This window comes from Bradyrhizobium oligotrophicum (assembly GCF_051168495.1).
GTDB lineage: Bacteria > Pseudomonadota > Alphaproteobacteria > Rhizobiales > Xanthobacteraceae > Bradyrhizobium > Bradyrhizobium oligotrophicum_A.
Map to the genome: position 1 here is coordinate 116,623 of NZ_JBNPVB010000006.1, position 23,669 is coordinate 140,291.

Sequence of the window (23,669 nt, forward strand, 5' to 3'; positions counted from 1 at the left end):
GAATGAATCTCAGCACTTTCCGCCTTGTTCTGGCCGTGAGCGCGGTCGCGTTCGCACTGGGCGGCACCGTGGTCCGGGCGCAGGCGCCGGCGGCCGCGCAGGCTCCGGCCGCACAAGCTCCGACCACACAGGCTCCGGCGGCCCCGACCGCGCCTGCATCGGACCCGGCCGCGACGCAACCTCCCGCAGCCGGCGCGAGCCCGGCGCCATCATCGGCGCCAGCCGCAGCCCAGGCTCCGGCCGCGACACCCCCCGCCACGGCCCAGACGCCGCCCGCGCAGACGACGGACAGCTTCGGCGATGAGATCAAGCTCGAGGCCAAGAAGGTCGTCCTGGTCAAGGGCACCGCCAATTGGGACAATGCGTTCGACACGCTGATCGACTCGTTCAAGGCGCTGTCCACCACCTTGGACAAGCAGGGCGTCAAGCCGGCCGGCAACGGCATGATCGTCTACACCTCGACCGACGACAACGGCTTCACCTTCTTCGCCGAGATTCCGGTCGAGCAGGAGCCGAAGACGCTCGGCAAGGGCATGAGCATCGGCCAGTCGCCCGAAGGCAAGGCGCTGAAATTCGTGCACCGCGGCTCGTACGACAACATGGACAACACCTACGAGGCAATCACCAACCATCTCGACGAGCGGAGGCTGGAAGCCAAGGACACCTTCATCGAGGAGTACCTGACCGATCCCCTGAAGACGGCCGAGGACAAGCTCGTCATCAACGTCTACGTGCCGCTGAAGTGAGGGCCATGATGATCAGACCGATCCTCGCGGCCGCGCTTGCGGCCACTGTCGCAATGCCCGCGCTGGCGGACGACATCGCCCGGCAGGACACGCCGGCGATCACCGTCAGCGGCGAGGGCAGCGTGTCGGCGCCGCCGGACCTGGCGCAGATCGATGCGGGCGTCGCCTCTGACGCCAAGACCGCGCGCGAGGCGGCCGAAGCCAACAATGCGGCGATGGCCAAGGTGCTGCAGGCGCTGAAGACGGCGGGGATCGCCGACAAGGATGTCCAGACCTCGCGGCTGTCGCTGCAGCCGCAATATCAGCCGAACAAGCCCGGACAGACGACGGTCACCGGCTATCGCGCGTCCAATCGCGTCACCATCAAGCTGCACGATGTCGCCAAGGTGGCCAACGTGATCGACGCCGTCGTGGCGGCCGGCGCAAACGATGTCGGCAACGTCTTCTTCAGCGTCGCCGAGCCCTCCAGGCTGCTCGACCAGGCGCGCGAGAAGGCGGTCGCCGACGCCCGTCGCAAGGCCGAGATCTACGCCAAGGCCGCCGGCGTGACGCTGGGCCAGCCGCTCGCCATCGCCGAGGACGGCGCGCCCGCGCCGGTGTTCCGCGCCAAGAGCTTCGCCGCGCCGATGGCGGCGACGCCAACCCCGGTGGCGCAGGGCGAGGAGACGCTGTCGATCACGGTCAACGTGACCTGGGCGATCAAGGCGGCGCAGTAGCGCGCCACACGTCAGCACGGCGCATTCACATGGCGTTGTGAGCCGACGACCCGACTACACATTCAGTGTCGTCCCGGCCTTGAGCCGGGACCCATACTCCGCGGCGGACGTGGTCGCGCCAGATGGAGCTGCCAGCCTTCGCAACATAGCGTTCGGTGGTTATGGGTCCCGGCTCGAGGCCGGGACGACACCATTGTTGGTGCGGCAGCCTGGCTAGATCTCCACCACCTGCCCCGGCTTGAGCACACCGAAGCGCTCGCGTGGGATGCCGGCCTGGTCGAGTGCGGCATGCAGCGCATGCACCGGCGCGTCGATGGCCTCATCCGTCAGTTGGAACGTGCCGTGGTGGTGCGCCAGCGCGGTCTCGGCGCCGCAGTCCTGCAACGCCTGCACGGCGTCCTCCGGGTTCATGTGCTGGTCGCGCATGAACCAGCGCGGCTCGTAGGCGCCGATCGGCAGGATCGCGAGCCTGATCGGCGCGTGCGCTTCCGCGACGCGGCGGAAATGCGAGCCGGTGCCGTAGCCGGAATCGCCGACGATGTAGAGCCGGCCGCGCGGCGTCTCCAAGACGAAGCTCGCCCACAGCGCCTTGTTGCGGTCGAAGACGCCGCGCGCCGTCCAGTGCCGGGTCGGCACCAGGGTCACCGCGACCTCGTCGTTCAGCGGCACGCGGTCGTGCCAGTCATAGGCCTCGGCGCGGATCTTCGCATCCGCGTCGGTCATGGTGAGGTCGTTGCCGAGCGGCGTCACGACGCGCGGAGCAAACCGCGCGGTCAGTTTCGACAGGGTACTGATATCCAGATGGTCGTAGTGCCCATGCGTGACCAGCACGACGTCGATGTGCGGCAGCGCCTCGAAGGCGATGCCGGGATCGTTGCAGCGCTTCGGCCCGGCAAAGGACACCGGCGACACCCGCTCCGACCACACCGGGTCGACCAGGATGTTGAGCCCGCCGGTCTGGATCAGCCAACTGGCATGGCCGACGAACGACAGCCGCACCGTTTCGCCATCTACCTTGTGCGGCGGCGTGTCGGCATGCGGACTCGGCGCCCGGGCCGGCCACAGGACGCGCTGACGGCCGCGGTCCAACTGCCAGCGCAGCACGTCGGTGAGGGATTTGGGCGGAACGCCATCGGGATCGTAGAAGCGCTTGCCGTCGAAATGGTCGGTGACGGGGCCGGAATAGGTCCTGGAACGGCGCAGCAAAGGGATCCTCGCGAGAGAAAGCTGAACTGCCACAAGAGGTAAGCGGCCCGCCGGGATCCGGCAACGGCACGCCGGGCGCAAGTTTCCTTGACTTTTCGGCTTCCGGGAGGTTTAACCCAGCCGAATTTCGGAAAGTTTCGTCTTTTCGAGCCACCGCCCGGCCCTGGAGGCCGGAGGTCACCGCCCGACAGCGCTGTGCGCCCTCGGGCGCAAAATTGTTTGGGATTTCCGTTTCGGCACTATCTGCTGAGACACACGCTGTCATCACCCGCGAAGGCGGGTGATCCAGTACTCCGAGACGGCGCGGCTCGACCCGAGATGCCGCGGCGTACTGGATGCCCCGCCTGCGCGGGGCATGACGGTGAAAGACATAGGCAGCGTCCGCAAGGACAAAGGATTACGGCATTGTTCGACAATCTGTCGGAAAGGCTTGGCGGCATTCTCGATCGGCTGACGGGGCGCGGTTCGCTTTCGGAGGCCGATGTCGACGCCGCGATGCGCGAGGTCCGCCGGGCGCTGCTCGAGGCCGACGTCGCGCTGGAGGTTGTCCGCAGCTTCACCGAGCGCGTGCGCGAGCAGGCGATCGGCGCCACCGTCGTCAAGTCGGTCACCCCCGGTCAGATGGTCGTCAAGATCGTCCATGACGAGCTGGTCAAGACGCTCGGCGACGACGGCCAGACCATCGACCTCAACGCCGTACCGCCGGTGCCGATCATGATGGTCGGCCTGCAGGGCTCCGGCAAGACCACCACCACCGCCAAGCTCGCGCGCCGCATGGTCCAGCGCGACAAGCGCAAGGTGCTGATGGCCTCGCTCGACGTCTACCGTCCGGCCGCCATGGAGCAGCTCGCGGTGCTCGGCCGCGACCTCGACATCCCGACCCTGCCAATCGTCGCCGGCCAGATGCCGCCGCAGATCGCGCGCCGCGCCATCGAGGCCGCCAAGCTCGGCGGCTATGACGTCGTGCTGCTCGACACCGCCGGCCGCACCACGCTGGACGAGGACATGATGAAGGAGGCCGCCGAGATCAAGGCGGTCGCCAACCCGCACGAGGTGCTGCTGGTCGCGGATTCGCTGACCGGGCAGGACGCGGTGAATCTCGCCCGCTCGTTCGATCAGCGCGTCGGCCTCACCGGCATCGCGCTGACGCGGGTGGACGGCGACGGCCGCGGCGGTGCCGCGCTGTCGATGCGCGCGGTCACCGGCAAGCCGATCAAGCTGATCGGCACCGGCGAAAAGACCGACGCGCTGGAGGATTTCCATCCCTCGCGCATCGCCGGCCGCATCCTCGGCATGGGCGATATCGTCTCGCTGGTCGAGCGCGCGGCGGCGAACATCGACGCCGAAAAGGCCGCGCGCACCGCCGACCGGATGCGCAAGGGCCAGTTCGACCTCAACGACATGCGCGAACAGCTGCAGCAGATGGCGCAGATGGGCGGCATCAGCGGGCTGATGGGCATGATGCCCGGCATCTCCAAGATGAAGAACCAGATCGCCGCCGCCGGGATCGACGACAAGATCCTCAAGCGCCAGGTCGCGATCATCGATTCGATGACCCGCGAGGAGCGCAGGCATCCCGACCTGCTGAAGGCCAGCCGCAAGAAGCGCATCGCCGCCGGCGCCGGCCAGAGCGTCGAGCACGTCAACAAGCTGCTCAAGATGCATCGGAACATGGCCGACGTGATGAAGGCCGTGGGCTCCGGCAAGCGCGGCCCGCTGGCCGGCATCGCCCAGGCGATGGGTTTCGGCGGCGGTGGCGGCATGCCCTCGCCCGATCAGCTCAAGGCGATGGCCGAGAAGATGCCGAGCGGCATGCCCGGCGGCGGACTTCCGAACCTGCCGAAGGATCTGCCCGCCGGCCTGCGCGGCGGTTTGCCAAATCTTCCGGGCCTCACCGGCCTCAGCGGCAAGCCGACGCTGCCGGGCCTCGGCCTCCCTCCGGGGAAGAAGAAATAATGAGGATCACACGCTCCTCTCTCCATTCGTCATTCCGGGGCGCGCGCAGCGCGAGCCCGGAATCCATACGCCCGATCGTGGTTGTGGATTCCGGGCTCACCGCTTCGCGGTGCCCCGGAATGACGGCTTAGTTGACATCAACTCATCACACGACACTCAGGAGAACCTACATGTCCGTCGTCATCCGTCTCGCCCGTGCCGGCACCAAGAAGCGCCCGGTCTATCACGTCGTCGTCGCCGATTCGCGCTTTCCGCGTGACGGCCGCTTCATCGAGCGTCTCGGCCATTTCAATCCGCTGATGCCGAAGGACAACGAGGCGCGCCTCAAGCTCGACATGGAGAAGGTGAAGGGCTGGCTCGCCAAGGGCGCACAGCCGTCCGACCGCGTCGCCCGCTTCCTCGATGCCGCCGGCGTCAAGAAGCGCGAAGCCCGCCAGAACCCGATCAAGGCCGTGCCGCGCAAGGAGCGCAAGGCGCAGGCCGAAGCCGCCGCCAAGGGCTAAGGTCCCTTGACGCTGATAGCCTCATGCTTCGAGACGCGCGGCTGGCGCCGTGCTCCTCGGCATGAGGAACAGGCTCCTCGTCCTGAGGAGCGCGCCCTTGCGCGCGTCTCGAAGGACGAGGCCTTCTGATGTCCAAACTGATCTGCGTCGCCAGGATCGGCGCCGCGCACGGCGTGCGCGGCGAGGTTCGGCTGTGGACCTTCACCGAGGATCCGCTTGCGGTGCTGCAGTACGGCCCGCTCACGACCAAGGACGCCAGCCGCGCGTTCGAAGTCGCCAAGGCGCGGGAAGCGAAGGATCATCTCGTCGCGAGCTTCAAAGGTGTCACCGACCGCAACGCCGCCGAGCGCCTCAACGGCCTCGAGCTTTACGTGCCGCGCGATCGTCTCCCCGAGACCGATGACGACGAATACTACCACGCCGACCTGATCGGCCTTGCCGCCGAGACCTCCGCCGGCGCGCCGCTCGGCCGCGTCCTCGCGATCCATAATTTCGGCGCCGGCGACATCATCGAGATCGCCCCGCCCTCCGGCAGCACGCTGCTGCTGCCCTTCACCAACGCCGTGGTGCCGACCGTCGACCTTGCCGGCGGCCGTGTGATCATCGAGCTGCCGAGTGAGATCGAGGGCGAGGACGAAGCGGCCTCGGATCAAGACGACGCTGCCGCCTCAAACTCGGCTTGTCGTCCCCGCGAAAGCGGGGACCCATAGCCACCGCAGCTGATTGGCTTACGCGGGACTGGCCGCGTGCCCATTCCCGAGATCACGCAGTATGGGTCTCGGATCGGCACCGCGACGCGCGGTGCGCGTCACGGCTTGTCCGGGACGACACCGGGGATGGGACCGCACGAGCAGCGGAGGCCGCACTGATCCAGGGCTCGATCTCATCGCGCAGGTGCCGTAACAGAGCATCATGACCGCTTCACCTCCGACCGCCGCGCCCTGGCGCGCCAGCGTGCTGACCCTGTTCCCCGAGATGTTTCCCGGGCCGCTCGGCGTCAGCCTGGCCGGCCGGGCGCTGACCTCCGGCATCTGGGCGCTGGAGGCGCGCGACATCCGGGCTTCGGCCACCGACAGGCACCGCAGCGTCGACGACACGCCGGCCGGCGGCGGGCCGGGCATGGTGCTGCGCGCCGACGTGCTGGCCGCCGCCATCGACGCGGCCGACATCGCGCCGGAGCGGCCGCGGCTGCTGATGAGCCCGCGCGGCCGGCCATTGACCCAGGGGATGGTCCGCGAACTCGCCGCCGGCCCCGGGCCGCTGATCGTCTGCGGCCGTTTCGAAGGCATCGACCAGCGCGTCATCGACGCGCGCGAGCTGATCGAGGTCTCGATCGGCGACTATGTGCTGTCGGGCGGCGAGATCGCGGCGCTGGTGCTGATCGACGCCTGCGTCCGGCTGCTGCCCGGCGTCATGGGCAAGCTCGAATCGGGCGCCGACGAGAGCTTTTCCGACGGCCTCCTCGAGTACCCGCAATACACCCGCCCGCAATTGTTCGAGGGCCGGACCATCCCGGACGTGCTCACATCGGGCGATCACGCCAAGGTCGCAGCCTGGAGGCGGGAGCAGGCGCAGGCGCTGACGGAGGCGCGCAGGCCGGATCTGTGGGCCGAATGGCGCGCCCGGCAAGGCCGAGAACAAACGGGGACCGGCCAAAAAGCGCCAAAAAACACGACAGACGGGTGACAAGCCTCGCGCTTTGGCTTATAGGAGCGCCCAATTCCGCAAGTGACGGCAGGAACAAGCGCAGCCCGCGTGACCCGGCTGGGCGCGCCGCCGATGGAGATTTACCCGTGAACCTGATTCAGCAGCTCGAAAAAGAGCAGTTCGACAAGCTGTCCGCCAACAAGACCATTCCGGAGTTTGGCCCGGGCGACACCGTCATCGTCAACGTGAAGGTGGTCGAAGGCGATCGCACCCGCGTTCAGGCCTATGAGGGCGTCTGCATCGGCCGCTCCGGCGGAGGCATCAACGAGAGCTTCACGGTGCGCAAGATCTCCTACGGCGAGGGCGTGGAGCGTGTGTTCCCGATCCTGTCCCCGATGATCGACTCGATCAAGGTCGTGCGCCGCGGCAAGGTGCGTCGCGCCAAGCTGTATTACCTGCGCCAGCTGCGCGGCAAGTCGGCCCGCATCGTCGAGAAGCAGGACCGGCAGACCGCGGTCAACTCGTAATCATTGCTTCCATGGGATTGACGAAGAGCGCGGGCTGGCCCCGCGCTTTTTTGTTTTTCAGCATCACGTCGCTGCGCTCGCACTGAGGGCCGCCACAAACGCATCTCGCACTTCAGCGGCTGCGTGCTATATATCGCCCTCGAATGGTTCTAGATCGTACCAGCATGGCCTGCCGCCGCGTCGTCATCGACGATCGCCGCCGGCTGCCCGGGCGGTTCTTCGGACGTTTCGCCACCTCGGCCACGTCAGAGCTTAGGCGCGCGCTGTAAGCCGCAGCGCCTCGCCTCTTCGCCTGTTCCCGCGTGTCCGCCACGCGTCCCGTTTCAAACCTCAAATTCCCGGGAGCATTCGCTCATGTCGAAACCGACCACGCTGTACGACAAGATCTGGAACGACCATCTGGTGCACGAAGCCGACGACGGCACCTGCCTGCTCTACATCGACCGCCATCTGGTTCACGAGGTGACCTCGCCGCAGGCGTTCGAAGGCCTGCGCATGACCGGCCGCAAGGTGCACGCGCCGGAGAAGACGCTGGCCGTGGTCGATCACAACGTGCCGACCACCGACCGCTCCAAACCCAACCCGGATCCGGAGAGCATCGAGCAGATCAGGACGCTGGCCGACAACGCCAAGGAATTCGGCATCGAATATTACAACGAGTTCGACCGCCGCCAGGGCATCGTCCACGTCATCGGCCCTGAGCAGGGTTTTACGCTGCCCGGCACCACGATCGTCTGCGGTGACAGCCACACCTCGACCCACGGCGCCTTCGGCGCGCTGGCGCACGGCATCGGCACCTCAGAGGTCGAGCACGTGCTGGCGACGCAGACGCTGATCCAGAAGAAGGCCAAGAACATGCGCGTCACGGTCGACGGCGTGTTGCCGGACGGCGTGACGGGCAAGGACATCATCCTCGCCATCATCGGCGAGATCGGCACCGCGGGCGGCACCGGCTACGTGCTGGAATATGCCGGCGAGGCGATCCGCGCGCTGTCGATGGAAGGCCGCATGACCGTCTGCAACATGTCGATCGAGGGCGGCGCCCGCGCCGGCCTGGTCGCGCCTGACCAGAAGGCCTACGACTTCCTGCGCGGCCGGCCGAAGGCGCCGCAGGGCGCGGCCTGGGATGCGGCGATGCGCTATTGGGAGACGCTGCGCTCCGACGAGGGCGCGCATTTCGACCACGAGTTGCGTCTCGATGCCGCGAAGCTGCCGCCGATCGTGACCTGGGGCACCTCGCCCGAGGACGTGATCTCGGTGACCGGCGCGGTGCCCGATCCGGACAAGATCGCCGACGAGGCCAAGCGCATCTCCAAGCATCGCGCGCTGAAATACATGGGCCTGACCGCGGGCACGAAGATCACCGACATCAAGCTCGACCGCGTCTTCATCGGCTCCTGCACCAACGGTCGCATCGAGGACCTGCGCGCGGCTGCGAAGATCGCCGAGGGCAAGACCGTGTCCGGCCACGTCAACGCGATGGTCGTGCCGGGCTCGGGCATCGTCAAGGAGCAGGCCGAGGCCGAAGGTCTGGACAAGATCTTCATCAAGGCCGGCTTCGAGTGGCGCGAGCCGGGCTGCTCGATGTGCCTCGCCATGAACCCGGACAAGCTGGCGCCGGAAGAGCGCTGCGCCTCGACCTCGAACCGCAACTTCGAGGGCCGCCAGGGCTTCAAGGGCCGAACCCATCTGGTGTCGCCCGCGATGGCCGCAGCCGCCGCGATCGCCGGCCATTTCGTCGACGTGCGCGACTGGCGCTGATCTCCTCACCTCGCTGACGCAGCAGCGCTGCACGGCGATCGATCAGCCGACAAAGCAAGGCGATGGCTTCGACGAAGCCATCGCTTTTTAATTTCACCTAAACATCGATGCAGCTCGGGAAGAGATTCTTAAACCTCGTCACGCACAATCCTACCGCCGGACGCGTGGCGTCCTGCAGAGGAACGTGCCGAGGAGCCTGACATGGCCGACAAGCCGGAATACGTCGACCTCATCCGAGACGCGACGCGCCAACGCCGAAAGACGCCGCCGGCGAAGATCATCGCCCAGCCGGAAGCACCGAAGGACGAACGGCGGCTGTCGAACTGGCCGCCCGGGCGCTTTGCCAAATGGCGACTGGAGACGCTGGTGCCGTGGAAGCTGAGCGTGAAGAACTGGCAGTTCAAGGACTGGCTCTGACGGCTGCGGCAAACTCAATTCCCTGAAACGAGAGAAGGACGCCGTTCGGCGTCCTTCTTTGTCCCGTTCGAGCTCTCGGCGTCGTCAGTAGTAGCGCCAGTGGTGGCGGTGATGACGATGATGATGGCGCCAGTGCCGATGGTGGCAGATGCGGCGCGGTCCGTAATGGGTCCAGACCACACGGCAGCGGCGATAGGGATAGTAGTAGGACGTCGTGTAGGCTGGCGTGTAGTAGCTGCGATAGCCGTAGAAGTGACGCCGGTGATGGTGGAAGTACGGCCGATAGCCGTAATGGGGACGGTGATAGTAGCCGCCGCCACCATGGAACACTGGACGCGGACCTCCACCGTGAAACGCCGGACCTCCGCCATGGAACACGGGTCGCGGACCACCGCCTCCGAAGGCGTGTCCGCCACCGCCATGGAAGGCGGGACCGCCGCCGCCACGGAACATTCCTCCACCGCCGTGGAACGCCGGTCCGCCGCCGCGGAAGCCGCCGCCGCCATGAAAACCACCGCCGCCGCCATGGTGACCGCCGCCACCACCTCCGCCATGACCGCCGGGGCCACGGACCTGAATGGTCAGTGCATCGGACGCTCCCTGTGTCGCAGGCAGAGCACCAGGACTGACCGGTGACATTGCGAGCGCAGGCCGGCCCGACGCGCCCGCTAAGACAAACAGTGCCGCCGCCGCAAGACTAAGGCGACGAGCAAGACCAGCGCGCTGGTCCTTCATCCTCATCATGGTCCCTTCTCCCTGAATGCTGTGCAACGATGGACCCATGCAGCGCCGATGCTGGTCGTCCGAATCGATGGATTGGCGCACCCCCGACATGAACGTAGAGATAGCGACGTGAATGCGGCATGAATGATGCCCGTCGACGATGCCCCGCGCGTGGGCATCTGCGGCGTGGCGTCGCGGCCGAAGAGTGGCCAGTGAACATCGAAGTGTCATTTAACACGAGATGACGAATGGTATCGCTCGTGCCGGCCTTCATGACCGACTTGGCGTCGATGTGACCGAGCGACTTGCCTGCCGCAGCTAATCGAAGAACGGAGTGAACAGGACGATGGGACCCGCAGGGTACGCTGGAGCGTAATCGCGCGGACGGCCATAGTAGGATGGCGGCACGACCATAGCCCGTGCACGCTGCCACCGACCAACGTGCCGCCGCGAACCAAGATCTGTTGCGGCTGCAGTTTGCTTCGTTGCCGCACCCGCGGGAGCTGCCGGAACGGGCGACGCCACGGCGGAACTTGCAAGCATCGCGACCACGGCGATGCCAAGCCGGGTCCTGTTGACGGACGATTTCATGGCAACCCCATTTTCGGTCCACCATCAACATACAGGCCCGCCAAGCGGGCCTGTATGATTTTGAACATGCTTTGGGTCGCGCCGGGACGCGTGGCTCACCAGCGGCCGTGATGGCGATGCCCATGGTGATGCGGGCGCCCGTGATGCCGAGGGTGGAAGTGATGCCGCGGATAGTAGTGAGGCCGGGGATGGAAGTGGCGGCGCGGATGGAAGTGGCGACGGCCGTGCCAATGCGCCTGGGTGGTCTCTTGAGCCGTGCTCTGCTGCACCGCCGCCGCAGCAGCCGGATTGCTGAGCGAAAGCGCCTGGGCGCGTTCGGCGGGGGCAGCCAGCGCCAGAACGGCGCCAACCGCCGCGATGCCCAACAGCTTCATCACAGTCATGAACTTCTCCTTCGATCGCCGAAGCGATCACCTGACATCACGTCCGGCACCGTACGCCCGCCTGATCAGCTGCCTGAATGGCGGTCGCAGCAGCGCGACGCAGGTCAGTCTCGAACGAGCGACGTGAATGGGGCATGAAGACCTGCGCCGGAGCAGAATGCCGGACTGTCGCGTGCGGTTCCGCCGCACCACGCGACATATCGGCACTGTGTCAGGTCGGCACCATGCCGCGTCTGCACTCGCCTCAGGAGTTGAAGGATCAGCCGCGCCGCCAGACGCAGCTCATGTGTGGCACGATCACGGTGCCGCTCGGCCTGTATTCCTGAACATAGGACGCTGCGCAGACGCGCACCGCGTTGGGGCCCGGATTGTAGCGTGGCACCACGTCGGGCTCCCAATGCCCTTCCTCGCGACGAGGATAGATCGGGATGCGCCGCGGACGCCGCTGCGCCGACACGTCGGTCGTCCGGTCGCTGCGCGCGGCACCGAGTTCCTCGCGGGTGGACGACTCCGCCCGGGCTGCGGCCGACACCGAGATCACGATCGCCGCGGCCAGCGCCGTCCCGGCCAGCATCATCGACATCTGTCGCATGCGTCCCCCAAACCCAAATCACGCGCCGCGGACGGTCGCCGTTTTCACTGTCCGCGTCAACCGCTGCCGATGGCATAAACCAGGATGCAACATGATCAAAGCCGGGCTAGAAGGCGGCAATGTGGACAGATCTGAAAGCGCCGTCGCTCGCCGACATGGAAGCCATGGCGCATGAGACCTTCGAGCGGCTGCCCGAACATTTTCGCAAGATGTGCGAGGGCGTCATCATCCGGGTCGACGACTTCCCGACCGAGGAGGTGCTCGACGAGATGGAGGCCGAGAGCGAGTTCGACCTGCTCGGCCTGTTCCAGGGCACCGGGCTGCCGTTCCGCAGCAATGACGACCTGCCCCGCCTGCCCAACATGATCTGGCTCTACCGCCGTCCGATCCTCGACTACTGGGCGGAGCACGACGAGAGCCTCGGCTACATCGTCCGCCACGTGCTGATCCACGAGATCGGCCATCATTTCGGAATGTCCGACGACGACATGGAGGCGATCGAGGCCGCCGCGGACTGACCGGAGGGGCCGCCTTTCCAGGGATTTTGACTTTATCCGTTGCGCCAATCGGGCTAAACAGCGGCCTGCCGATACTCTCGAAGGTGCTCCCCGATGGACAAGTTCACCACGCTGGAAGGCGTCGCCGCGCCGCTGAAGATCATCAATGTCGACACCGACATGATCATCCCCAAGCAGTACCTCAAGACCATCAAGCGCACCGGGCTCGGCAAGGGCCTGTTCTCCGAGCAGCGCTACAAGGACGACGGCAGCGAGAACCCGGATTTCGTGCTCAACCAGCCGGCCTACCGCAATTCCAAGATCCTGGTCGCCGGCGACAATTTCGGCTGCGGCTCGAGCCGCGAGCACGCACCCTGGGCGCTCTTGGATTTCGGCATCCGCTGCGTGATCTCGACCTCGTTCGGCGACATCTTCTACAACAATTGCTTCAAGAACGGCATCCTGCCGATCCGCGTGTCGCAGGCCGATCTCGACAAGCTGTTCGACGACGCCGAGCGCGGCGCCAACGCGACCCTGACGATCGATCTCGCCGCCCAGGAAATCCGCGGCCCCGACGGCGGCACCGTCAAGTTCGAGATCGATCCGTTCCGCAAGCATTGCCTGATGAACGGCCTCGACGACATCGGGTTGACGCTGGAGAAGAAGGCCTCGATCGACAGCTACGAGGCCAAGCTCGCCGAGCGCGCCTGGGCCTGAGCCGGCGCTGAACAGCCGATGTCGCAGGGCCCTGGACCACCGTCCGGGGCCTTGTTTCGAGTCCCCCCGCCTTCGAACAGGTCCGCCGTTGCCGCGCGTCTTGCCCGAGATCGTGACGTTCTGGCGCGGGCCGCTGGACCGGTTGCGCCAGACCTGCCTGCGCTCGCAGCTCGCCGCCGGCCACAAGGTCACCGTCTACAGCTTCGATCCGCTGCCGGGCCTGCCCGACGGGATCGGCAATGCCGAGGCCGAGGCGGTCCTGCCTTACGCATTCTCGGAGCGGCTGCGGCCGCCGCAGCCCGACGGCAGCTGGCGCGATTGGACCACGCTGCAGTTCAGCGACTTCTTCCGCATGCGGCTGATGGCGCAGCGCGCCGGGCTCTGGCTCGACGCCGACGTGCTGCTGCTGCGCCCGGTCGAGATCGATCCGGCCCTGCCTTATTTCGCCTGGGAGCGCCCGCGGCAGCTCGGCAACTCCGTGCTCTATCTGCCGCCGGACGATCCGATCGTCGCCGAATTCGACGCGCTGATGGCGCAGGACGAATTGACGCCGAACTGGCTGGCATTGCGCCACCGGCTGACCTTTGCGCTGCGCCGGCTGCGCGGCGGCTCGAAGCGCCTGTCCGACATCCGCGTTGCGATCTTTGGCCCCGCCGCGCTGACGGCGCTCGCCCGCCGCCACGGCTCGCTGCGCCACGCGATGCCGAAGCGCAGCTTCTATGCCGTCCATGCCGAGCCGAAGGCGTTCTTCGATCCGTCCGATTTCTCCGGGCTGATCCGCGATCCCGCGATCATCGGCCTGCACGTCTCGCCGAAGGGCCGCGGCGGCGAGCAGCCTGCGCCGGGCAGCCTGTATGCGTGGGCCGCCGACCGCTTCGGCCTGCGCAGCTGACGTGCCAGCCCCGCGCGCAAGCGCCGGGGCGTGCCGCTGCTTGATCTACCGCAACGTCCGCTTGGCGGCCCGGTGATTGATTGCAGGCGATCATCGGAGACGTGCCATGCCTGCCCAGTCCAAGCCCTACCCGCGGGTCCAGTTCCTGATCGATACGTTCGCACAATGGCTGCGACACCGGCGCGAGCTCAGCGAGCTCCGGCAGCTCGACCGCGACGATTTCGAGCGCATCGCGACGGACCTGCAGGTCACGCCGGCCGATCTCGACGCGCTGGTTCGCCACGGCGAGCACGCCGCCGACGAGCTGCCGCTGATGCTGAAGGCGCTCGGCATCGACGAGGCCGCGCTGTCGCGCGCCGAGCCGGTGGTGCTGCGGGACATGGAGCGGGTCTGCGCCATGTGCAAGGACAAGCCGCGCTGCCATCGCGATCTCGCCGCGGGCAAGGCCGGCGAGCACTATGAGGACTACTGCCTCAACGCGCCGACCATCGACCACCTGGGCGTCGCCGCCGTCAAGCACTGACGGCCCCTCCCGGCCCGAGCGGAGCAACGCCATGAACCTGCCGAACCTGCACCGCAACCTTTGGCTCCATGTCGGCGCCGCGCTCCTGCTCGCGCTCGCCGCCATGCTGCTGATCCGGATGCACTATGCGAACGGCGCCACGCCGGCCGCGGAGAGCGTGCAGGCCGGCCGCAAGCTGGCGGAGGCCTGGTGCAGTCCGTGCCACGCCATCGATGCCGGTGGGGCGCGCGCGCAGACCACGACGGCGCCCGATTTCGCCGCGGTCGCCAACATGCCGTCGGCGACCGAACTGTCGCTCAAGGTGTTCCTGCAGAGCAGCCACCCGACGATGCCCAACGTCATCCTGACGACCGAGCAACGCGGCGACCTCGTCAACTACATCCTCAGCCTCAAGCGCATCTGACCGCGCCATTCCTCATTTCTCCTACTTCCCAATCGCCGCGATCGCATCGGCAATCTCGATCGTCCGCCGCGCCATCTCGGCATGCAGCCGCTCGACCATGCGGCCATCGATCTGGATCGCGCCGCGCGAGGCATTTTCGGGCAGTTCGAAGGCCGCGAGGATCTTGCGGGCCTCGGCAACCTCGGCTGGCGGTGGCGTGAAGATCGCGTTGCAGGCGTCGATCTGGCCGGGATGGATCAGCGTCTTGCCGTCGAAGCCGAGATCGCGGGCCTGGATACATTCCTGCGAGAAGCCGTCGGCATTGGCGAAGTCGCTGTAGGGCCCGTCCAGGATCTCCAGCCCATGCGCGCGGGTCGCCAGGATGCAGTGGCTGATCATCGGCAGCATGGTGGCGCGGCCCGGCAGCATGCGGATGCGGGTTTCACGCGAAATGTCGTTGGGCCCGAACACGAAGCCCGCGAGCCGAGAACCGGCTTCATGCGCCGTCGCCCCGAGACGGTCGGCATCGAGCACGGCGCGCGCGGTTTCGATCATCGCCCACACCTTGAGCGCCGGGTCGGCGCCGACCTCGGCGAGGCGGTCGGTGACCATGCGCAGGTCCTCGACCGTCGATACTTTGGGAACCAGGACGCCGTCGGTCGCCGCCTGCCCGGCCATGGCGACGTCGTCGCTCCACCAGGGCGTGTCCAGGCTGTTGATGCGGATCAGCAGTTCCCGCCTTCCATAGCCGTCGGCGGCCACCGCCTTGGCGATCTGCTCGCGTGCGGCGGCCTTGGCATCGGGTGCAACCGAATCCTCGAGATCGAGGATCAGCCCGTCGGCCGGCAGGTTCCGTCCCTTCTCCAGCGCCCGCGCATTGGAGCCAGGCATGAACAGAAGACTGCGGCGCGGGCGGATCATTTGCAGCGTTTCCCTTGGTTTATTGGAGCGGCTCGCGATACCATTTCGGCCGTCGGGCCGAAAGGCTTGTCCCCATCCGCAGCATGTGTTTAGGCAACGCCCATGAACTCGTTTCCGCATCGCCTGCTCGAAGGCTATCGCGCCTTCTCCGCCAACCGCCTGCCGACCGAGCAGAGCCGCTATCTGGAGCTGTCCGAGCGCGGACAATCCCCCGAAGTGATGGTGATCGGCTGCTGCGACTCCCGTGTCTCGCCCGAAGTGATCTTCGATGCCGGACCCGGCGAATTGTTCGTGGTGCGCAACGTCGCCAATCTGGTCCCGCCCTACGAGGCCGATGGCGGCGTTCACGGCGTCTCCGCGGCGCTGGAATATGCGGTCAACGTGCTCCGCATCAAACACATCGTGGTGCTCGGCCATGCCCAGTGCGGCGGCATTCGCGCCTTCATCGACAAGATCGCGCCGCTGTCGCCCGGCCATTTCATCGGCCGCTGGATGGACATGTTCATCAAGCCCGGCGAGATCGTCGAGCAGCGCGATCATGAGAGCATCCAGGACTTCGTCGTCCGCATCGAGAAGGCGGCGGTGTTCCGCAGCCTCGAAAATCTCATGACCTTTCCGTTCGTCCAGGAGCAGGTCGATGCCGGCGCCCTGCAGCTCCACGGCGCCTATTTCGGTGTCGCCGAAGGCTCGTTGTTCGTGCTCGACAAGGCCGCGAAGGAATTTCGCAGCGCGCGCGCTGGCGAATAGCACGCGAGCGAATAGCGAATGGGGAGTGGCGAGGAGTTCATAGGCTCTATTCGCCACTCGCTATTCGCCCCCCATCAATGCTCGCCCGACCAGCGGTCCGCCAGCGCCAGCATCACCGTCGACACCACGAACGTCATGTGCACGCCGACCAGCCAGCCGAGCTTGACCGAGTCGTAGCCGGCATCGAGATTCATGAAGGCCTTCAGCAGCTGAATCGCCGAGATCGCGACGATCGAGGCAAGCAGCTTCTGCTTCAGCCCGGCGAAATCGACCTTGGTCATCCATTCCGGCCAATCCGGGTGACCGTTCGGATCGATCCGCGAGACGAAGTTCTCATAGCCGGAGAACACCACGATCAACACCAGATTGCCGGTGAGGCAGACGTCGATCAGGCTGAGCACACCAAGGATGATGTCGCTCTCCTTGGCGGCGGGGAGATGGACGACGCTCTCCCACAGCAGCAGCACGAACTTGAACAGCAGCACGGCGAGGCTGACGACGAGGCCGACATAGAACGGCGCCATCAGCCAGCGGCTCTTGAACAGCAGACCTTCCAGGCCACGCTCGAGCGGACCCGGCGCGTGCTTGGACGTCGCGGGCGTTTGCGCCGATGCCGGCTCGGTCTTGCTGCTCTCAGCCACGCGCGGCCCCACCCCGAATTCGCTTTTTCGTCCACTACGTCATCGAGTGAGGGAAATTAGTTTCACTACGCACACCACCCGTGCGGCGGCCCCTCACCCCAACCCTCTCCCCGTAAGGACGGGGAGAGGGGGCGCACCGTCAGCTCTCAGGCCGCCTTCTTTTTGGCGGTGATCAGCTTGCGATTGATCAGCACCTCGGCGATCTGGATCGCGTTCAGTGCCGCGCCCTTGCGCAGATTGTCCGACACGCACCAGAACGCGAGGCCGTTCTCCACCGTGCCGTCCTCACGGATGCGGCTGATATAGGTCGCGTCCTCGCCGGCCGCCTCGTAGGGCGTCGCATAGCCGCCGGGCTCGTGCTTGTCGATGACGAGGCAGCCCGGCGCGCGGCGCAGGATGTCGCGCGCCTCGTCGGCCGTGATCGGCTGCTCGAACTCGACATTGACCGCTTCGGAATGGCCGACGAACACCGGCACGCGCACGCAGGTTGCGGTCAGCTTGATCTTCGGATCCAGGATCTTCTTGGTCTCCGCCATCATCTTCCACTCTTCCTTGGTGAAGCCGTCTTCCATGAAGACGTCGATCTGCGGAATGACGTTGAAGGCGATGCGCTTGGGGAACTTCTTGTTGACCAGTTCCTGATTGGTGTAGACGGCCTTGGTCTGCGAGAACAGCTCGTCCATCGCATCCTTGCCGGCGCCCGACACCGACTGATAGGTCGAGACCACGACGCGCTTGATGGTGGCCTTGTCGTGCAGCGGCTTCAGCGCGACGACGAGCTGCGCGGTCGAGCAGTTCGGGTTGGCGATGATGTTCTTCTTCTTGAAGCCGGCAGCCGCATCGGCATTCACCTCCGGCACGATCAGCGGCACGTCGGGATCCATGCGCCAGGCCGACGAATTGTCGATCACGACGACGCCGGCGGCGCCGATCTTCGGCGACCATTCCTTCGAGACCTCTCCGCCCGCGGACATCAGGCAGATGTCGACGTCGGCAAAATCGTAGTGCTCGAGTGCTTTGACCTTCAGCGTGCGATCGCCATAGGACACCTCGACGCCCACGCTGCGGCGTGAGGCCAGCGCCACGACCTCGTCGACGGGAAATTTGCGCTCATCGAGAATATTGAGCATTTCCCGTCCGACATTGCCGGTCGCGCCGACCACTGCGACTTTGTAACCCATCGTTCACTCTCCGAAGAAATTTGGCCGACCGCGCAACCAGGCGGAAACGGAAGCGGCAGCGCTTCTATGCGAGAAACGTCCCTGACACAACGTTACCACGATGTCTCGCCTTCGATGCATTCCGATTCGGCCAGCACAGCCGCCACGACCCGCAGTCCTCGCATCCCGTCGGCGCTCGAGGCCGTGGCGGACGAGATCTGCGGCACCTTCGCGCGCCTGATCGCCTATGTGGGGGCGCTGGCGCTGATCGCCATGCTCGGCGTCGCCGCGTGGAACCGGATCGACGATGCTGACGACACGAGCGCGCCCAGGGCTGGCTGGACGCTCGCCGACGCCGCGGTGCCGGCGTTTTCGCTGCGCCTCACCGACCAGCCCGACAGAACGGCGACCTATACCGTGCTGACTCACCCGGCCGGCGGCCGCAAGGACGTGCTGCGCTGGGGCGAGCGGGCGGACCGCCCGACGGCCGAGATCGAAGTCTACCGGATCGGCCCGGAACGCGACGGCCTGCGCAACCCGATCGGGCATCTCGTGGCCCGCATGGGGCGCCCCGCCCCCGAGCTCGAGGCCGCGGGAATCATCGACAGCCGGTTCGGCCCCGTCAGCCTGCTGCGCCAGGCCGGCACCCCGGACGGCGCCGGCGCCTGCCTCGCCTTTCTGAAGACCATTGCGGTGCCCGCCCTGCAGATCTCCGGCTGGTCCTGCCAGGGCGTCGCCGCGCCGACCCGGCGCGCCGCCATCGGCTGCATGCTGAACCGCCTGACCCTGCTGTCGGCGTCCGGTCATGACCCCGCTTTGACCGAGCTGTTCGCCCGGACCGAGCCGCGGCGGGCTGATTGCGACGCGCCCGGGAGCGGCAAGACCCTGACCGACTGGATCTCCGCGCTCGACAATCCCAGGCTGCGCGGCACCTTCTGACCGGCGATTTGCGTCTGCATGTTGCGGGACGCCCCGGCGCCATGATCGGGCCATGGTCGCTGCCGCCAAGTGACGGATATTGATGCAACTTTCCCGCCACAGCGGGAATTTATCTTGCGCGGCGTCGCGGGAATGACCTTGTGATGCCACAGCCGACGCAGATATTGTGCGGGCCGGATCATGCGCATGGCGAGCGCCCGCCCCTACAGGCGCGAGGAAGAGGACGTGATGATTGAAATTTCTGCCGCAACCCGGGCCCTGACCCTGGCGGTGATCGCCGCGACCGGTCTTGCCGTCACGTCTTTCGCCGTCACGTCCGCCGATGCCGCCCCGAGCAAGCGCCGCACCACGGTGGTCTATTCGTCCAGCAACAGCCCGAACTATTCCTACCAGTCCGGCCCGCGCACCCGCATCTATGTGAGCAAGCGCTCGTTCCTCGACGGCGGCACCGAGGTGCTGCCGGGCGACCGCAAGTTCAGCGACTATGCCTTCCCGCCGGCCGTCGGCTATCCATCGTTCGCCCGCGAAAACCTGAACCGCCCGATCGATCGCCAGCCGCTGATGGCGCCGACCGATCTCGGCGGCTACCCGACCCGGATTCCGATCCCGTACTGAGGGCCCCGGCATCATCCGATCACCAAAGCCGGGCTCTGCCCGGCTTTTTGTTTTTGGTGTGGGTCGTCCAGGAGTTTTGGTCATTCGGCGCCTTCAATCAACTCACGCTGTCATCGCCCGGCTCGACCGGGGGATCCCGTAGTCCAGCGGCGGCGAATATCGACCGAGAGGCCGCGGCGTGCTGGATGCCGCGCCTGCGCGGGGCATGACGATCGAGAAGCATGCGAACGACGTCCCGCAACGCTGCCCGCGTCCGGGTGATGCCATCGGTTTCGCCCTCTTCGGAAGCAAGGGCGCAGGGAAGGCCGGACCTCGACTGAGGCCCGTGGCCCGCCTGCGAAAGAAAATGCAGGCGGCAGGTACCACAGGTCCAGCCGGACGATCCGGCCCTCCCTGCGCGGTGGGCTTCACGCTTACTCTGCGCTCTCCCCGGTGTCCGGCTTGATAGCCACCGTCGCCATTGGGATCATCACCCGCCGGCTTGGCGCCAGCATCGGGGCGCCAGGACCACGCAGCTTCACGTCCGCAAGTGCATCGTTCGTCCGCACGCCGCAAAGGACATGCTGCGAGCCCTCGCGGCCACCGCATCCCCACCTCACGCCTCGTGACGATCGCGAAACGCCCCTTACCGGCGAAGCGGGATGAGAGGAGAGAAACATGAATTCTGGAAAGGCGAAAGAGGAATTTTTGGCGACAGCCGGGCCGATGAACGCATCGGCCTGATCGTGCGGGCGAAATGAGTTTTTCGGCGCAACGGATTCCGAGGAGAAAGACGCGTAGTCAAGACGACCGATCGACGCCGATCGCGCAAGATGACGAACTGATTTGCCCGACGAGCGGCCCGGCTTGCGCCTCGCGCGAAGGCGCGTTCGAGCCCGTACTGATGAGTTGATCGAGCTGCTTCGCCAGCATCGGTGCGCTCCCCCTCCCCCTTGCGGGGAGGGGGCAGACTGCCAGCGCGGCAGCGGCGGATTCGCTCCGATTACGAGGTGAGCTTTTCCAGCTCCTTGATGATCGCCTCGCCCATCTGCGTGGTCGACGCCGGGGTCGAGCCCTCGGCCTTGATGTCTGCGGTGCGCAGGCCGGAGGCGAGCACGGCGGCGATGGCGGCGTCGAGCTTGTCGGCGAGGCTGCCGAGGTCGAACGAATAGCGCAGCGCCATGCCGAACGAGGTCAGCATCGCGATCGGATTCGCCAGGCCCTTGCCGGCGATGTCCGGCGCCGAGCCGTGCACGGGCTCATACAGCGCGCGGCGCTTGTGCGTCTTGGCGTCGACCTCGCCAAGCGAGGCGGACGGCAGCATGCCGAGCGAACCGGTCAGCATCGCCGCAATGTCCGACAGCATGTCGCCGAACAGATTGTCGGTGACGATGACGTCGAACATCTTCGGATATTTCACCAGGTTCATGCCGCCGGAATCGGCGAGCTGGTGCTCGAGCGTGACGTCCTTGTACTCGCGCGCGTGGACCGCGGTGACGACCTCGTTCCAGAGCACGCCCGACTTCATGACGTTGCGCTTCTCCATCGACGTCACCTTGTTGCGGCGCTTGCGCGCAAGGTCAAAGGCGACGCGGGCGATGCGCTCGATCTCATAGGTGTCGTAGACCTGGGTATCGACCGCGCGCTTCTGGCCGTTGCCGAGATCGGTGATGGTCTTGGGCTCGCCGAAATACACGCCGCCGGTGAGCTCGCGCACGATCATGATGTCGAGGCCTTCGACGATCTCGCGCTTCAGGCTGGAGGCATCGGCCAGCGCCGGATAACACACAGCGGGACGCAGGTTTGCGAACAGGCCGAGATCCTTGCGCAGGCGCAAGAGGCCGGCTTCGGGACGGACCTCGTAGGGCACGCCGTCCCATTTCGGACCGCCGACGGCGCCGAAGATGATCGCATCCGCCGCCTTCGCCTTGTCCATGTCGGCTTCCGAGATCGACGCGCCATGGGCGTCATAGGCGGAACCGCCGACCAAACCCTCTTCGGTCTCGAACGCGGCGAGCCCCTTGGCGTTGAGCCAGCCGATCAGCCGCTTCACCTCGGCCATCACTTCGGGGCCGATGCCATCGCCGGGCAGCAGAAGGAGCTTATGGGTCGCCATGGTCGTTGTCCTCGTAGGGCTTTTGTCATGCCCGGGCCTGAGCCCGGGCCTCCATCATCTCTCGGCTGGATTGCCGGCTCGCCCCGATGGATCGGGGACGGCAGCCCGGCAACGACGAGAGTTGCAAAATCGGCGGAGTGCTAAAGCCCTCCTGCGTGGTTGGCAAGCCACCATTGCCGCTGCCCGTCTTCTGTAGCGCGGCGCCAGGCTATACGGTGCTCTGAAATGGCAGCCGGACAGCATGAATTGCCGGACATTCGCCGCGCCGGAGCATTTCTTGCCAAACTCACCCTCCGCCTCGACTCCGGGCCACCCGGCGTTGACCAATCTGACGCTGTCGCTCGGCCCCATCATCGGTCTCGGCATCGGCCGCTTCGCCTATGCGCTGGTGCTGCCGGACATGCGCGACACCTTGAACTGGTCGTATTCGGCCGCCGGCTTCATGAACACCGTCAATGCCGCCGGCTACCTGATCGGCGCGCTCATCGCGTCGCACACGGCGCGGCGGTTCGGCGGCCTCGCCGCGGTGCGCGGCGGTACCATCGCGGCGCTGGCCTCGCTGGTGGTCTGCGCCATGACCGGCGACTTCGTTGCGTTGAGCATGGCGCGGCTGGTAACGGGGATCGGTGCCGGCGTGGCACTGGTCGTCGGCGGTGCGCTGGCGGCACGGGTCGCCTTGGCACGGCCAGCGCAGGCGAGCTTTGTGCTGAGCCTGTTCTATGCCGGGCCTCCGCTCGGCATCGTCGTCTCCGGCCTGATCGCGCCGTTCGTGCTGCAGGCATTCGGGCCCGGCTCATGGTGGATCGTGTGGGCGGTGCTCGCAGGCGTCAGTATGGTGCTGATCGTGCCGCTCCTGCTGATGCGGCTGCCATCGAACGCCGCCATGCCGGAATCGCGCGCCGACCGCGTGTCGCTGCGTCCGATGGCGATCTATCTGTTCGGCTACTTCCTCTACGGGGCCGGCTACATCGCCTATCTCACCTTCATGATCGCCTATGTGCGCGATCTCGGCGGCGGCGCGGCGGCCCAATCCGGCTTCTGGTGCCTGATTGGCCTCGCCGGTTTCACAACACCCTGGGTGTGGCGCCGCGTGCTGGCGCTCGACCGCGGCGGCTGGCCGACCGCGCTGATCCTCACGGTGAATGCAATCGGCGCCGCCCTGCCCTCGCTCAGCCATTCGCCGGCCATGCTGACCTTGTCGGCGGCTGTGTTCGGCATCGCGTTCTCGACGGTGACCACCGCGACGACGGCATTCGTGCGCTTCAACCTGCCGCAGGCAGCGTGGCCGCGCGCGATCGCGGCGCTGACCATCTCGTTCGGCGTCGGCCAGACCTTGGGCCCGTTCGCCGTCGGCGCGATCACCGATGCGATGGGGAGCCTGACCTACGCGCTGAACGTCTCGGCGGCGCTGCTGCTGCTGGGGGCGGTCATGGCGGCGATGCAGGGCAAGCTTGCGCGAAAACCGTAGGGTAGACAAAGGCGCGAGGCACGCCGGCGGAATGTTGCGAGATGCTTCGCGCCGTGCCCACCGTTCTTGCCCGGCGCGACATGGTGGGCACGCGACCGCCCTGCGGGCGGCTGCTTTGCCCAACCTACAGACTACGTTCTATCGCATTTGACCGTCGAAGCTTGGCGCTCATCTCTTTCCGCGTCGTCATGGCCGGGCTTGTCCCGGCCATCCACGTCGACCGGCAGGCTGAGAACAACGTGGATGCCCGGGACAAGCCCGGGCATGACGGAGCAACTCACTCGCGGAGTCGCTCGTTGCGACG

At 66.5% G+C, this 23,669-nt stretch carries 27 protein-coding genes; 18 read left to right on the forward strand and 9 right to left on the reverse strand.

Annotated features, from left to right (window positions below):
* Positions 1-2: 2 nt before the first annotated feature.
* On the forward strand, positions 3-746 hold the full coding sequence (locus tag ACQR1B_RS14075) for a GyrI-like domain-containing protein (RefSeq protein ID WP_434832998.1): 744 nt from the start codon (positions 3-5) through the stop codon (positions 744-746).
* A 5-nt stretch (positions 747-751) separates the two neighbouring features.
* Entirely contained in the window at positions 752-1,462 is a 711-nt protein-coding gene (locus ACQR1B_RS14080; RefSeq protein ID WP_434832999.1) for an SIMPL domain-containing protein, read from the forward strand.
* Positions 1,463-1,675: 213 nt separating this feature from the next.
* Here the strand turns inward: ACQR1B_RS14080 and ACQR1B_RS14085 are convergent, their stop codons facing one another.
* Positions 1,676-2,668: an MBL fold metallo-hydrolase gene (locus ACQR1B_RS14085; protein ID WP_434833000.1), complete on the reverse strand. Its 993-nt coding sequence runs from the start codon at positions 2,666-2,668 to the stop codon at positions 1,676-1,678.
* Between the two features lie 405 nt (positions 2,669-3,073).
* On the opposite strand from ACQR1B_RS14085, the gene ffh reads away from it, so the two are divergent.
* From ffh to ACQR1B_RS14120, 7 genes are all read left to right on the forward strand, one after another.
* Positions 3,074-4,624, forward strand: coding sequence for a signal recognition particle protein (ffh, locus tag ACQR1B_RS14090; protein ID WP_434833001.1), 1,551 nt, complete (start codon positions 3,074-3,076; stop codon positions 4,622-4,624).
* 170 nt (positions 4,625-4,794) lie between these two features.
* The gene (gene rpsP / locus ACQR1B_RS14095; RefSeq protein ID WP_434833002.1) at positions 4,795-5,127 is read left to right on the forward strand and encodes a 30S ribosomal protein S16; all 333 of its coding nucleotides are present in this window, start codon (positions 4,795-4,797) and stop codon (positions 5,125-5,127) included.
* Between the two features lie 128 nt (positions 5,128-5,255).
* Complete coding sequence (gene rimM, locus ACQR1B_RS14100) at positions 5,256-5,837, forward strand: ribosome maturation factor RimM (RefSeq protein WP_434833003.1); 582 nt, start codon at positions 5,256-5,258, stop codon at positions 5,835-5,837.
* 202 nt (positions 5,838-6,039) lie between these two features.
* Positions 6,040-6,813 carry a tRNA (guanosine(37)-N1)-methyltransferase TrmD gene (gene trmD, locus ACQR1B_RS14105; protein ID WP_434833004.1) on the forward strand — a complete coding sequence of 258 codons (774 nt, stop codon included), beginning with the start codon at positions 6,040-6,042 and terminating at the stop codon, positions 6,811-6,813.
* Between the two features lie 107 nt (positions 6,814-6,920).
* Entirely contained in the window at positions 6,921-7,301 is a 381-nt protein-coding gene (gene rplS, locus ACQR1B_RS14110) for a 50S ribosomal protein L19 (RefSeq protein WP_434833005.1), read from the forward strand.
* A gap of 354 nt (positions 7,302-7,655) precedes the next feature.
* A complete protein-coding gene (leuC, locus tag ACQR1B_RS14115) occupies positions 7,656-9,062 on the forward strand; it encodes a 3-isopropylmalate dehydratase large subunit (protein WP_434833006.1) in 1,407 nt (468 codons plus the stop codon).
* 201 nt (positions 9,063-9,263) lie between these two features.
* Positions 9,264-9,479 carry a hypothetical protein gene (locus ACQR1B_RS14120; RefSeq protein ID WP_434833007.1) on the forward strand — a complete coding sequence of 72 codons (216 nt, stop codon included), beginning with the start codon at positions 9,264-9,266 and terminating at the stop codon, positions 9,477-9,479.
* A gap of 84 nt (positions 9,480-9,563) precedes the next feature.
* On the opposite strand, the gene ACQR1B_RS14125 is transcribed toward ACQR1B_RS14120, so the two are convergent.
* The 3 genes from ACQR1B_RS14125 to ACQR1B_RS14135 form a co-directional block, all read right to left on the reverse strand.
* Positions 9,564-10,223, reverse strand: coding sequence for a hypothetical protein (locus ACQR1B_RS14125; RefSeq protein ID WP_434833008.1), 660 nt, complete (start codon positions 10,221-10,223; stop codon positions 9,564-9,566).
* A 665-nt stretch (positions 10,224-10,888) separates the two neighbouring features.
* Positions 10,889-11,176, reverse strand: coding sequence for a hypothetical protein (locus ACQR1B_RS14130; protein ID WP_434833009.1), 288 nt, complete (start codon positions 11,174-11,176; stop codon positions 10,889-10,891).
* 259 nt (positions 11,177-11,435) lie between these two features.
* Positions 11,436-11,750, reverse strand: coding sequence for a hypothetical protein (locus ACQR1B_RS14135; protein ID WP_434833133.1), 315 nt, complete (start codon positions 11,748-11,750; stop codon positions 11,436-11,438).
* Between the two features lie 137 nt (positions 11,751-11,887).
* Here ACQR1B_RS14135 and ACQR1B_RS14140 point away from each other — a divergent pair, with 137 nt between their 5' ends.
* The 5 genes from ACQR1B_RS14140 to ACQR1B_RS14160 all read left to right on the forward strand — a co-directional run bounded on the left by ACQR1B_RS14140 (position 11,888) and on the right by ACQR1B_RS14160 (position 14,800).
* The gene (locus ACQR1B_RS14140; protein ID WP_434833010.1) at positions 11,888-12,286 is read left to right on the forward strand and encodes a metallopeptidase family protein; all 399 of its coding nucleotides are present in this window, start codon (positions 11,888-11,890) and stop codon (positions 12,284-12,286) included.
* Positions 12,287-12,379: 93 nt separating this feature from the next.
* On the forward strand, positions 12,380-12,982 hold the full coding sequence (gene leuD / locus ACQR1B_RS14145) for a 3-isopropylmalate dehydratase small subunit (protein ID WP_434833011.1): 603 nt from the start codon (positions 12,380-12,382) through the stop codon (positions 12,980-12,982).
* A gap of 88 nt (positions 12,983-13,070) precedes the next feature.
* Complete coding sequence (locus ACQR1B_RS14150) at positions 13,071-13,874, forward strand: hypothetical protein (RefSeq protein ID WP_434833012.1); 804 nt, start codon at positions 13,071-13,073, stop codon at positions 13,872-13,874.
* A 106-nt stretch (positions 13,875-13,980) separates the two neighbouring features.
* A complete protein-coding gene (locus ACQR1B_RS14155; RefSeq protein ID WP_434833013.1) occupies positions 13,981-14,397 on the forward strand; it encodes a hypothetical protein in 417 nt (138 codons plus the stop codon).
* 31 nt (positions 14,398-14,428) lie between these two features.
* Entirely contained in the window at positions 14,429-14,800 is a 372-nt protein-coding gene (locus ACQR1B_RS14160) for a c-type cytochrome (RefSeq protein ID WP_434833014.1), read from the forward strand.
* 21 nt (positions 14,801-14,821) lie between these two features.
* On the opposite strand, the gene ACQR1B_RS14165 is transcribed toward ACQR1B_RS14160, so the two are convergent.
* Positions 14,822-15,700: an HpcH/HpaI aldolase/citrate lyase family protein gene (locus tag ACQR1B_RS14165; protein ID WP_434833015.1), complete on the reverse strand. Its 879-nt coding sequence runs from the start codon at positions 15,698-15,700 to the stop codon at positions 14,822-14,824.
* A gap of 102 nt (positions 15,701-15,802) precedes the next feature.
* Between ACQR1B_RS14165 and ACQR1B_RS14170 the strand changes: the two genes are divergently transcribed.
* Positions 15,803-16,447, forward strand: a complete 645-nt coding sequence (locus tag ACQR1B_RS14170) for a carbonic anhydrase (RefSeq protein ID WP_434833016.1) — start codon at positions 15,803-15,805, stop codon at positions 16,445-16,447.
* Between the two features lie 74 nt (positions 16,448-16,521).
* On the opposite strand, the gene ACQR1B_RS14175 is transcribed toward ACQR1B_RS14170, so the two are convergent.
* Positions 16,522-17,088 carry a TIGR00645 family protein gene (locus ACQR1B_RS14175; protein ID WP_434833017.1) on the reverse strand — a complete coding sequence of 189 codons (567 nt, stop codon included), beginning with the start codon at positions 17,086-17,088 and terminating at the stop codon, positions 16,522-16,524.
* A gap of 146 nt (positions 17,089-17,234) precedes the next feature.
* Positions 17,235-18,269 carry an aspartate-semialdehyde dehydrogenase gene (locus ACQR1B_RS14180; RefSeq protein WP_434833018.1) on the reverse strand — a complete coding sequence of 345 codons (1,035 nt, stop codon included), beginning with the start codon at positions 18,267-18,269 and terminating at the stop codon, positions 17,235-17,237.
* A 114-nt stretch (positions 18,270-18,383) separates the two neighbouring features.
* Between ACQR1B_RS14180 and ACQR1B_RS14185 the strand changes: the two genes are divergently transcribed.
* Entirely contained in the window at positions 18,384-19,187 is an 804-nt protein-coding gene (locus ACQR1B_RS14185) for a hypothetical protein (protein ID WP_434833019.1), read from the forward strand.
* A 228-nt stretch (positions 19,188-19,415) separates the two neighbouring features.
* Positions 19,416-19,802, forward strand: a complete 387-nt coding sequence (locus ACQR1B_RS14190; protein ID WP_434833134.1) for a hypothetical protein — start codon at positions 19,416-19,418, stop codon at positions 19,800-19,802.
* 780 nt (positions 19,803-20,582) lie between these two features.
* Here the strand turns inward: ACQR1B_RS14190 and ACQR1B_RS14195 are convergent.
* Together ACQR1B_RS14195 and leuB are read right to left on the reverse strand one after the other, a co-directional pair.
* A complete protein-coding gene (locus ACQR1B_RS14195) occupies positions 20,583-20,714 on the reverse strand; it encodes a hypothetical protein (RefSeq protein WP_434833020.1) in 132 nt (43 codons plus the stop codon).
* 70 nt (positions 20,715-20,784) lie between these two features.
* On the reverse strand, positions 20,785-21,897 hold the full coding sequence (gene leuB, locus ACQR1B_RS14200; RefSeq protein WP_434833021.1) for a 3-isopropylmalate dehydrogenase: 1,113 nt from the start codon (positions 21,895-21,897) through the stop codon (positions 20,785-20,787).
* Positions 21,898-22,174: 277 nt separating this feature from the next.
* Between leuB and ACQR1B_RS14205 the strand changes: the two genes are divergently transcribed.
* Positions 22,175-23,365, forward strand: a complete 1,191-nt coding sequence (locus ACQR1B_RS14205; RefSeq protein ID WP_434833022.1) for a YbfB/YjiJ family MFS transporter — start codon at positions 22,175-22,177, stop codon at positions 23,363-23,365.
* Positions 23,366-23,669 lie beyond the last annotated feature (304 nt).

Excerpts from the sequence above, each read along its gene's own strand:
- ACQR1B_RS14075 (WP_434832998.1), top strand. The coding sequence starts at position 3 with ATGAATCTCAGCACTTTCCGCCTTGTTCTGGCCGTGAGCGCGGTCGCG.
- ACQR1B_RS14080 (WP_434832999.1), top strand. The coding sequence starts at position 752 with ATGATGATCAGACCGATCCTCGCGGCCGCGCTTGCGGCCACTGTCGCA.
- rpsP (WP_434833002.1), top strand. The coding sequence starts at position 4,795 with ATGTCCGTCGTCATCCGTCTCGCCCGTGCCGGCACCAAGAAGCGCCCG.
- rimM (WP_434833003.1), top strand. The coding sequence starts at position 5,256 with ATGTCCAAACTGATCTGCGTCGCCAGGATCGGCGCCGCGCACGGCGTG.
- trmD (WP_434833004.1), top strand. The coding sequence starts at position 6,040 with ATGACCGCTTCACCTCCGACCGCCGCGCCCTGGCGCGCCAGCGTGCTG.
- leuC (WP_434833006.1), top strand. The coding sequence starts at position 7,656 with ATGTCGAAACCGACCACGCTGTACGACAAGATCTGGAACGACCATCTG.
- ACQR1B_RS14120 (WP_434833007.1), top strand. The coding sequence starts at position 9,264 with ATGGCCGACAAGCCGGAATACGTCGACCTCATCCGAGACGCGACGCGC.
- ACQR1B_RS14125 (WP_434833008.1), bottom strand. The coding sequence starts at position 10,223 with ATGATGAGGATGAAGGACCAGCGCGCTGGTCTTGCTCGTCGCCTTAGT.
- ACQR1B_RS14130 (WP_434833009.1), bottom strand. The coding sequence starts at position 11,176 with ATGACTGTGATGAAGCTGTTGGGCATCGCGGCGGTTGGCGCCGTTCTG.
- ACQR1B_RS14135 (WP_434833133.1), bottom strand. The coding sequence starts at position 11,750 with ATGCTGGCCGGGACGGCGCTGGCCGCGGCGATCGTGATCTCGGTGTCG.
- ACQR1B_RS14140 (WP_434833010.1), top strand. The coding sequence starts at position 11,888 with ATGTGGACAGATCTGAAAGCGCCGTCGCTCGCCGACATGGAAGCCATG.
- leuD (WP_434833011.1), top strand. The coding sequence starts at position 12,380 with ATGGACAAGTTCACCACGCTGGAAGGCGTCGCCGCGCCGCTGAAGATC.
- ACQR1B_RS14155 (WP_434833013.1), top strand. The coding sequence starts at position 13,981 with ATGCCTGCCCAGTCCAAGCCCTACCCGCGGGTCCAGTTCCTGATCGAT.
- ACQR1B_RS14160 (WP_434833014.1), top strand. The coding sequence starts at position 14,429 with ATGAACCTGCCGAACCTGCACCGCAACCTTTGGCTCCATGTCGGCGCC.
- ACQR1B_RS14165 (WP_434833015.1), bottom strand. The coding sequence starts at position 15,700 with ATGATCCGCCCGCGCCGCAGTCTTCTGTTCATGCCTGGCTCCAATGCG.
- ACQR1B_RS14170 (WP_434833016.1), top strand. The coding sequence starts at position 15,803 with ATGAACTCGTTTCCGCATCGCCTGCTCGAAGGCTATCGCGCCTTCTCC.
- ACQR1B_RS14180 (WP_434833018.1), bottom strand. The coding sequence starts at position 18,269 with ATGGGTTACAAAGTCGCAGTGGTCGGCGCGACCGGCAATGTCGGACGG.
- ACQR1B_RS14185 (WP_434833019.1), top strand. The coding sequence starts at position 18,384 with ATGCATTCCGATTCGGCCAGCACAGCCGCCACGACCCGCAGTCCTCGC.
- ACQR1B_RS14190 (WP_434833134.1), top strand. The coding sequence starts at position 19,416 with ATGATTGAAATTTCTGCCGCAACCCGGGCCCTGACCCTGGCGGTGATC.
- ACQR1B_RS14195 (WP_434833020.1), bottom strand. The coding sequence starts at position 20,714 with ATGCTGGCGAAGCAGCTCGATCAACTCATCAGTACGGGCTCGAACGCG.
- leuB (WP_434833021.1), bottom strand. The coding sequence starts at position 21,897 with ATGGCGACCCATAAGCTCCTTCTGCTGCCCGGCGATGGCATCGGCCCC.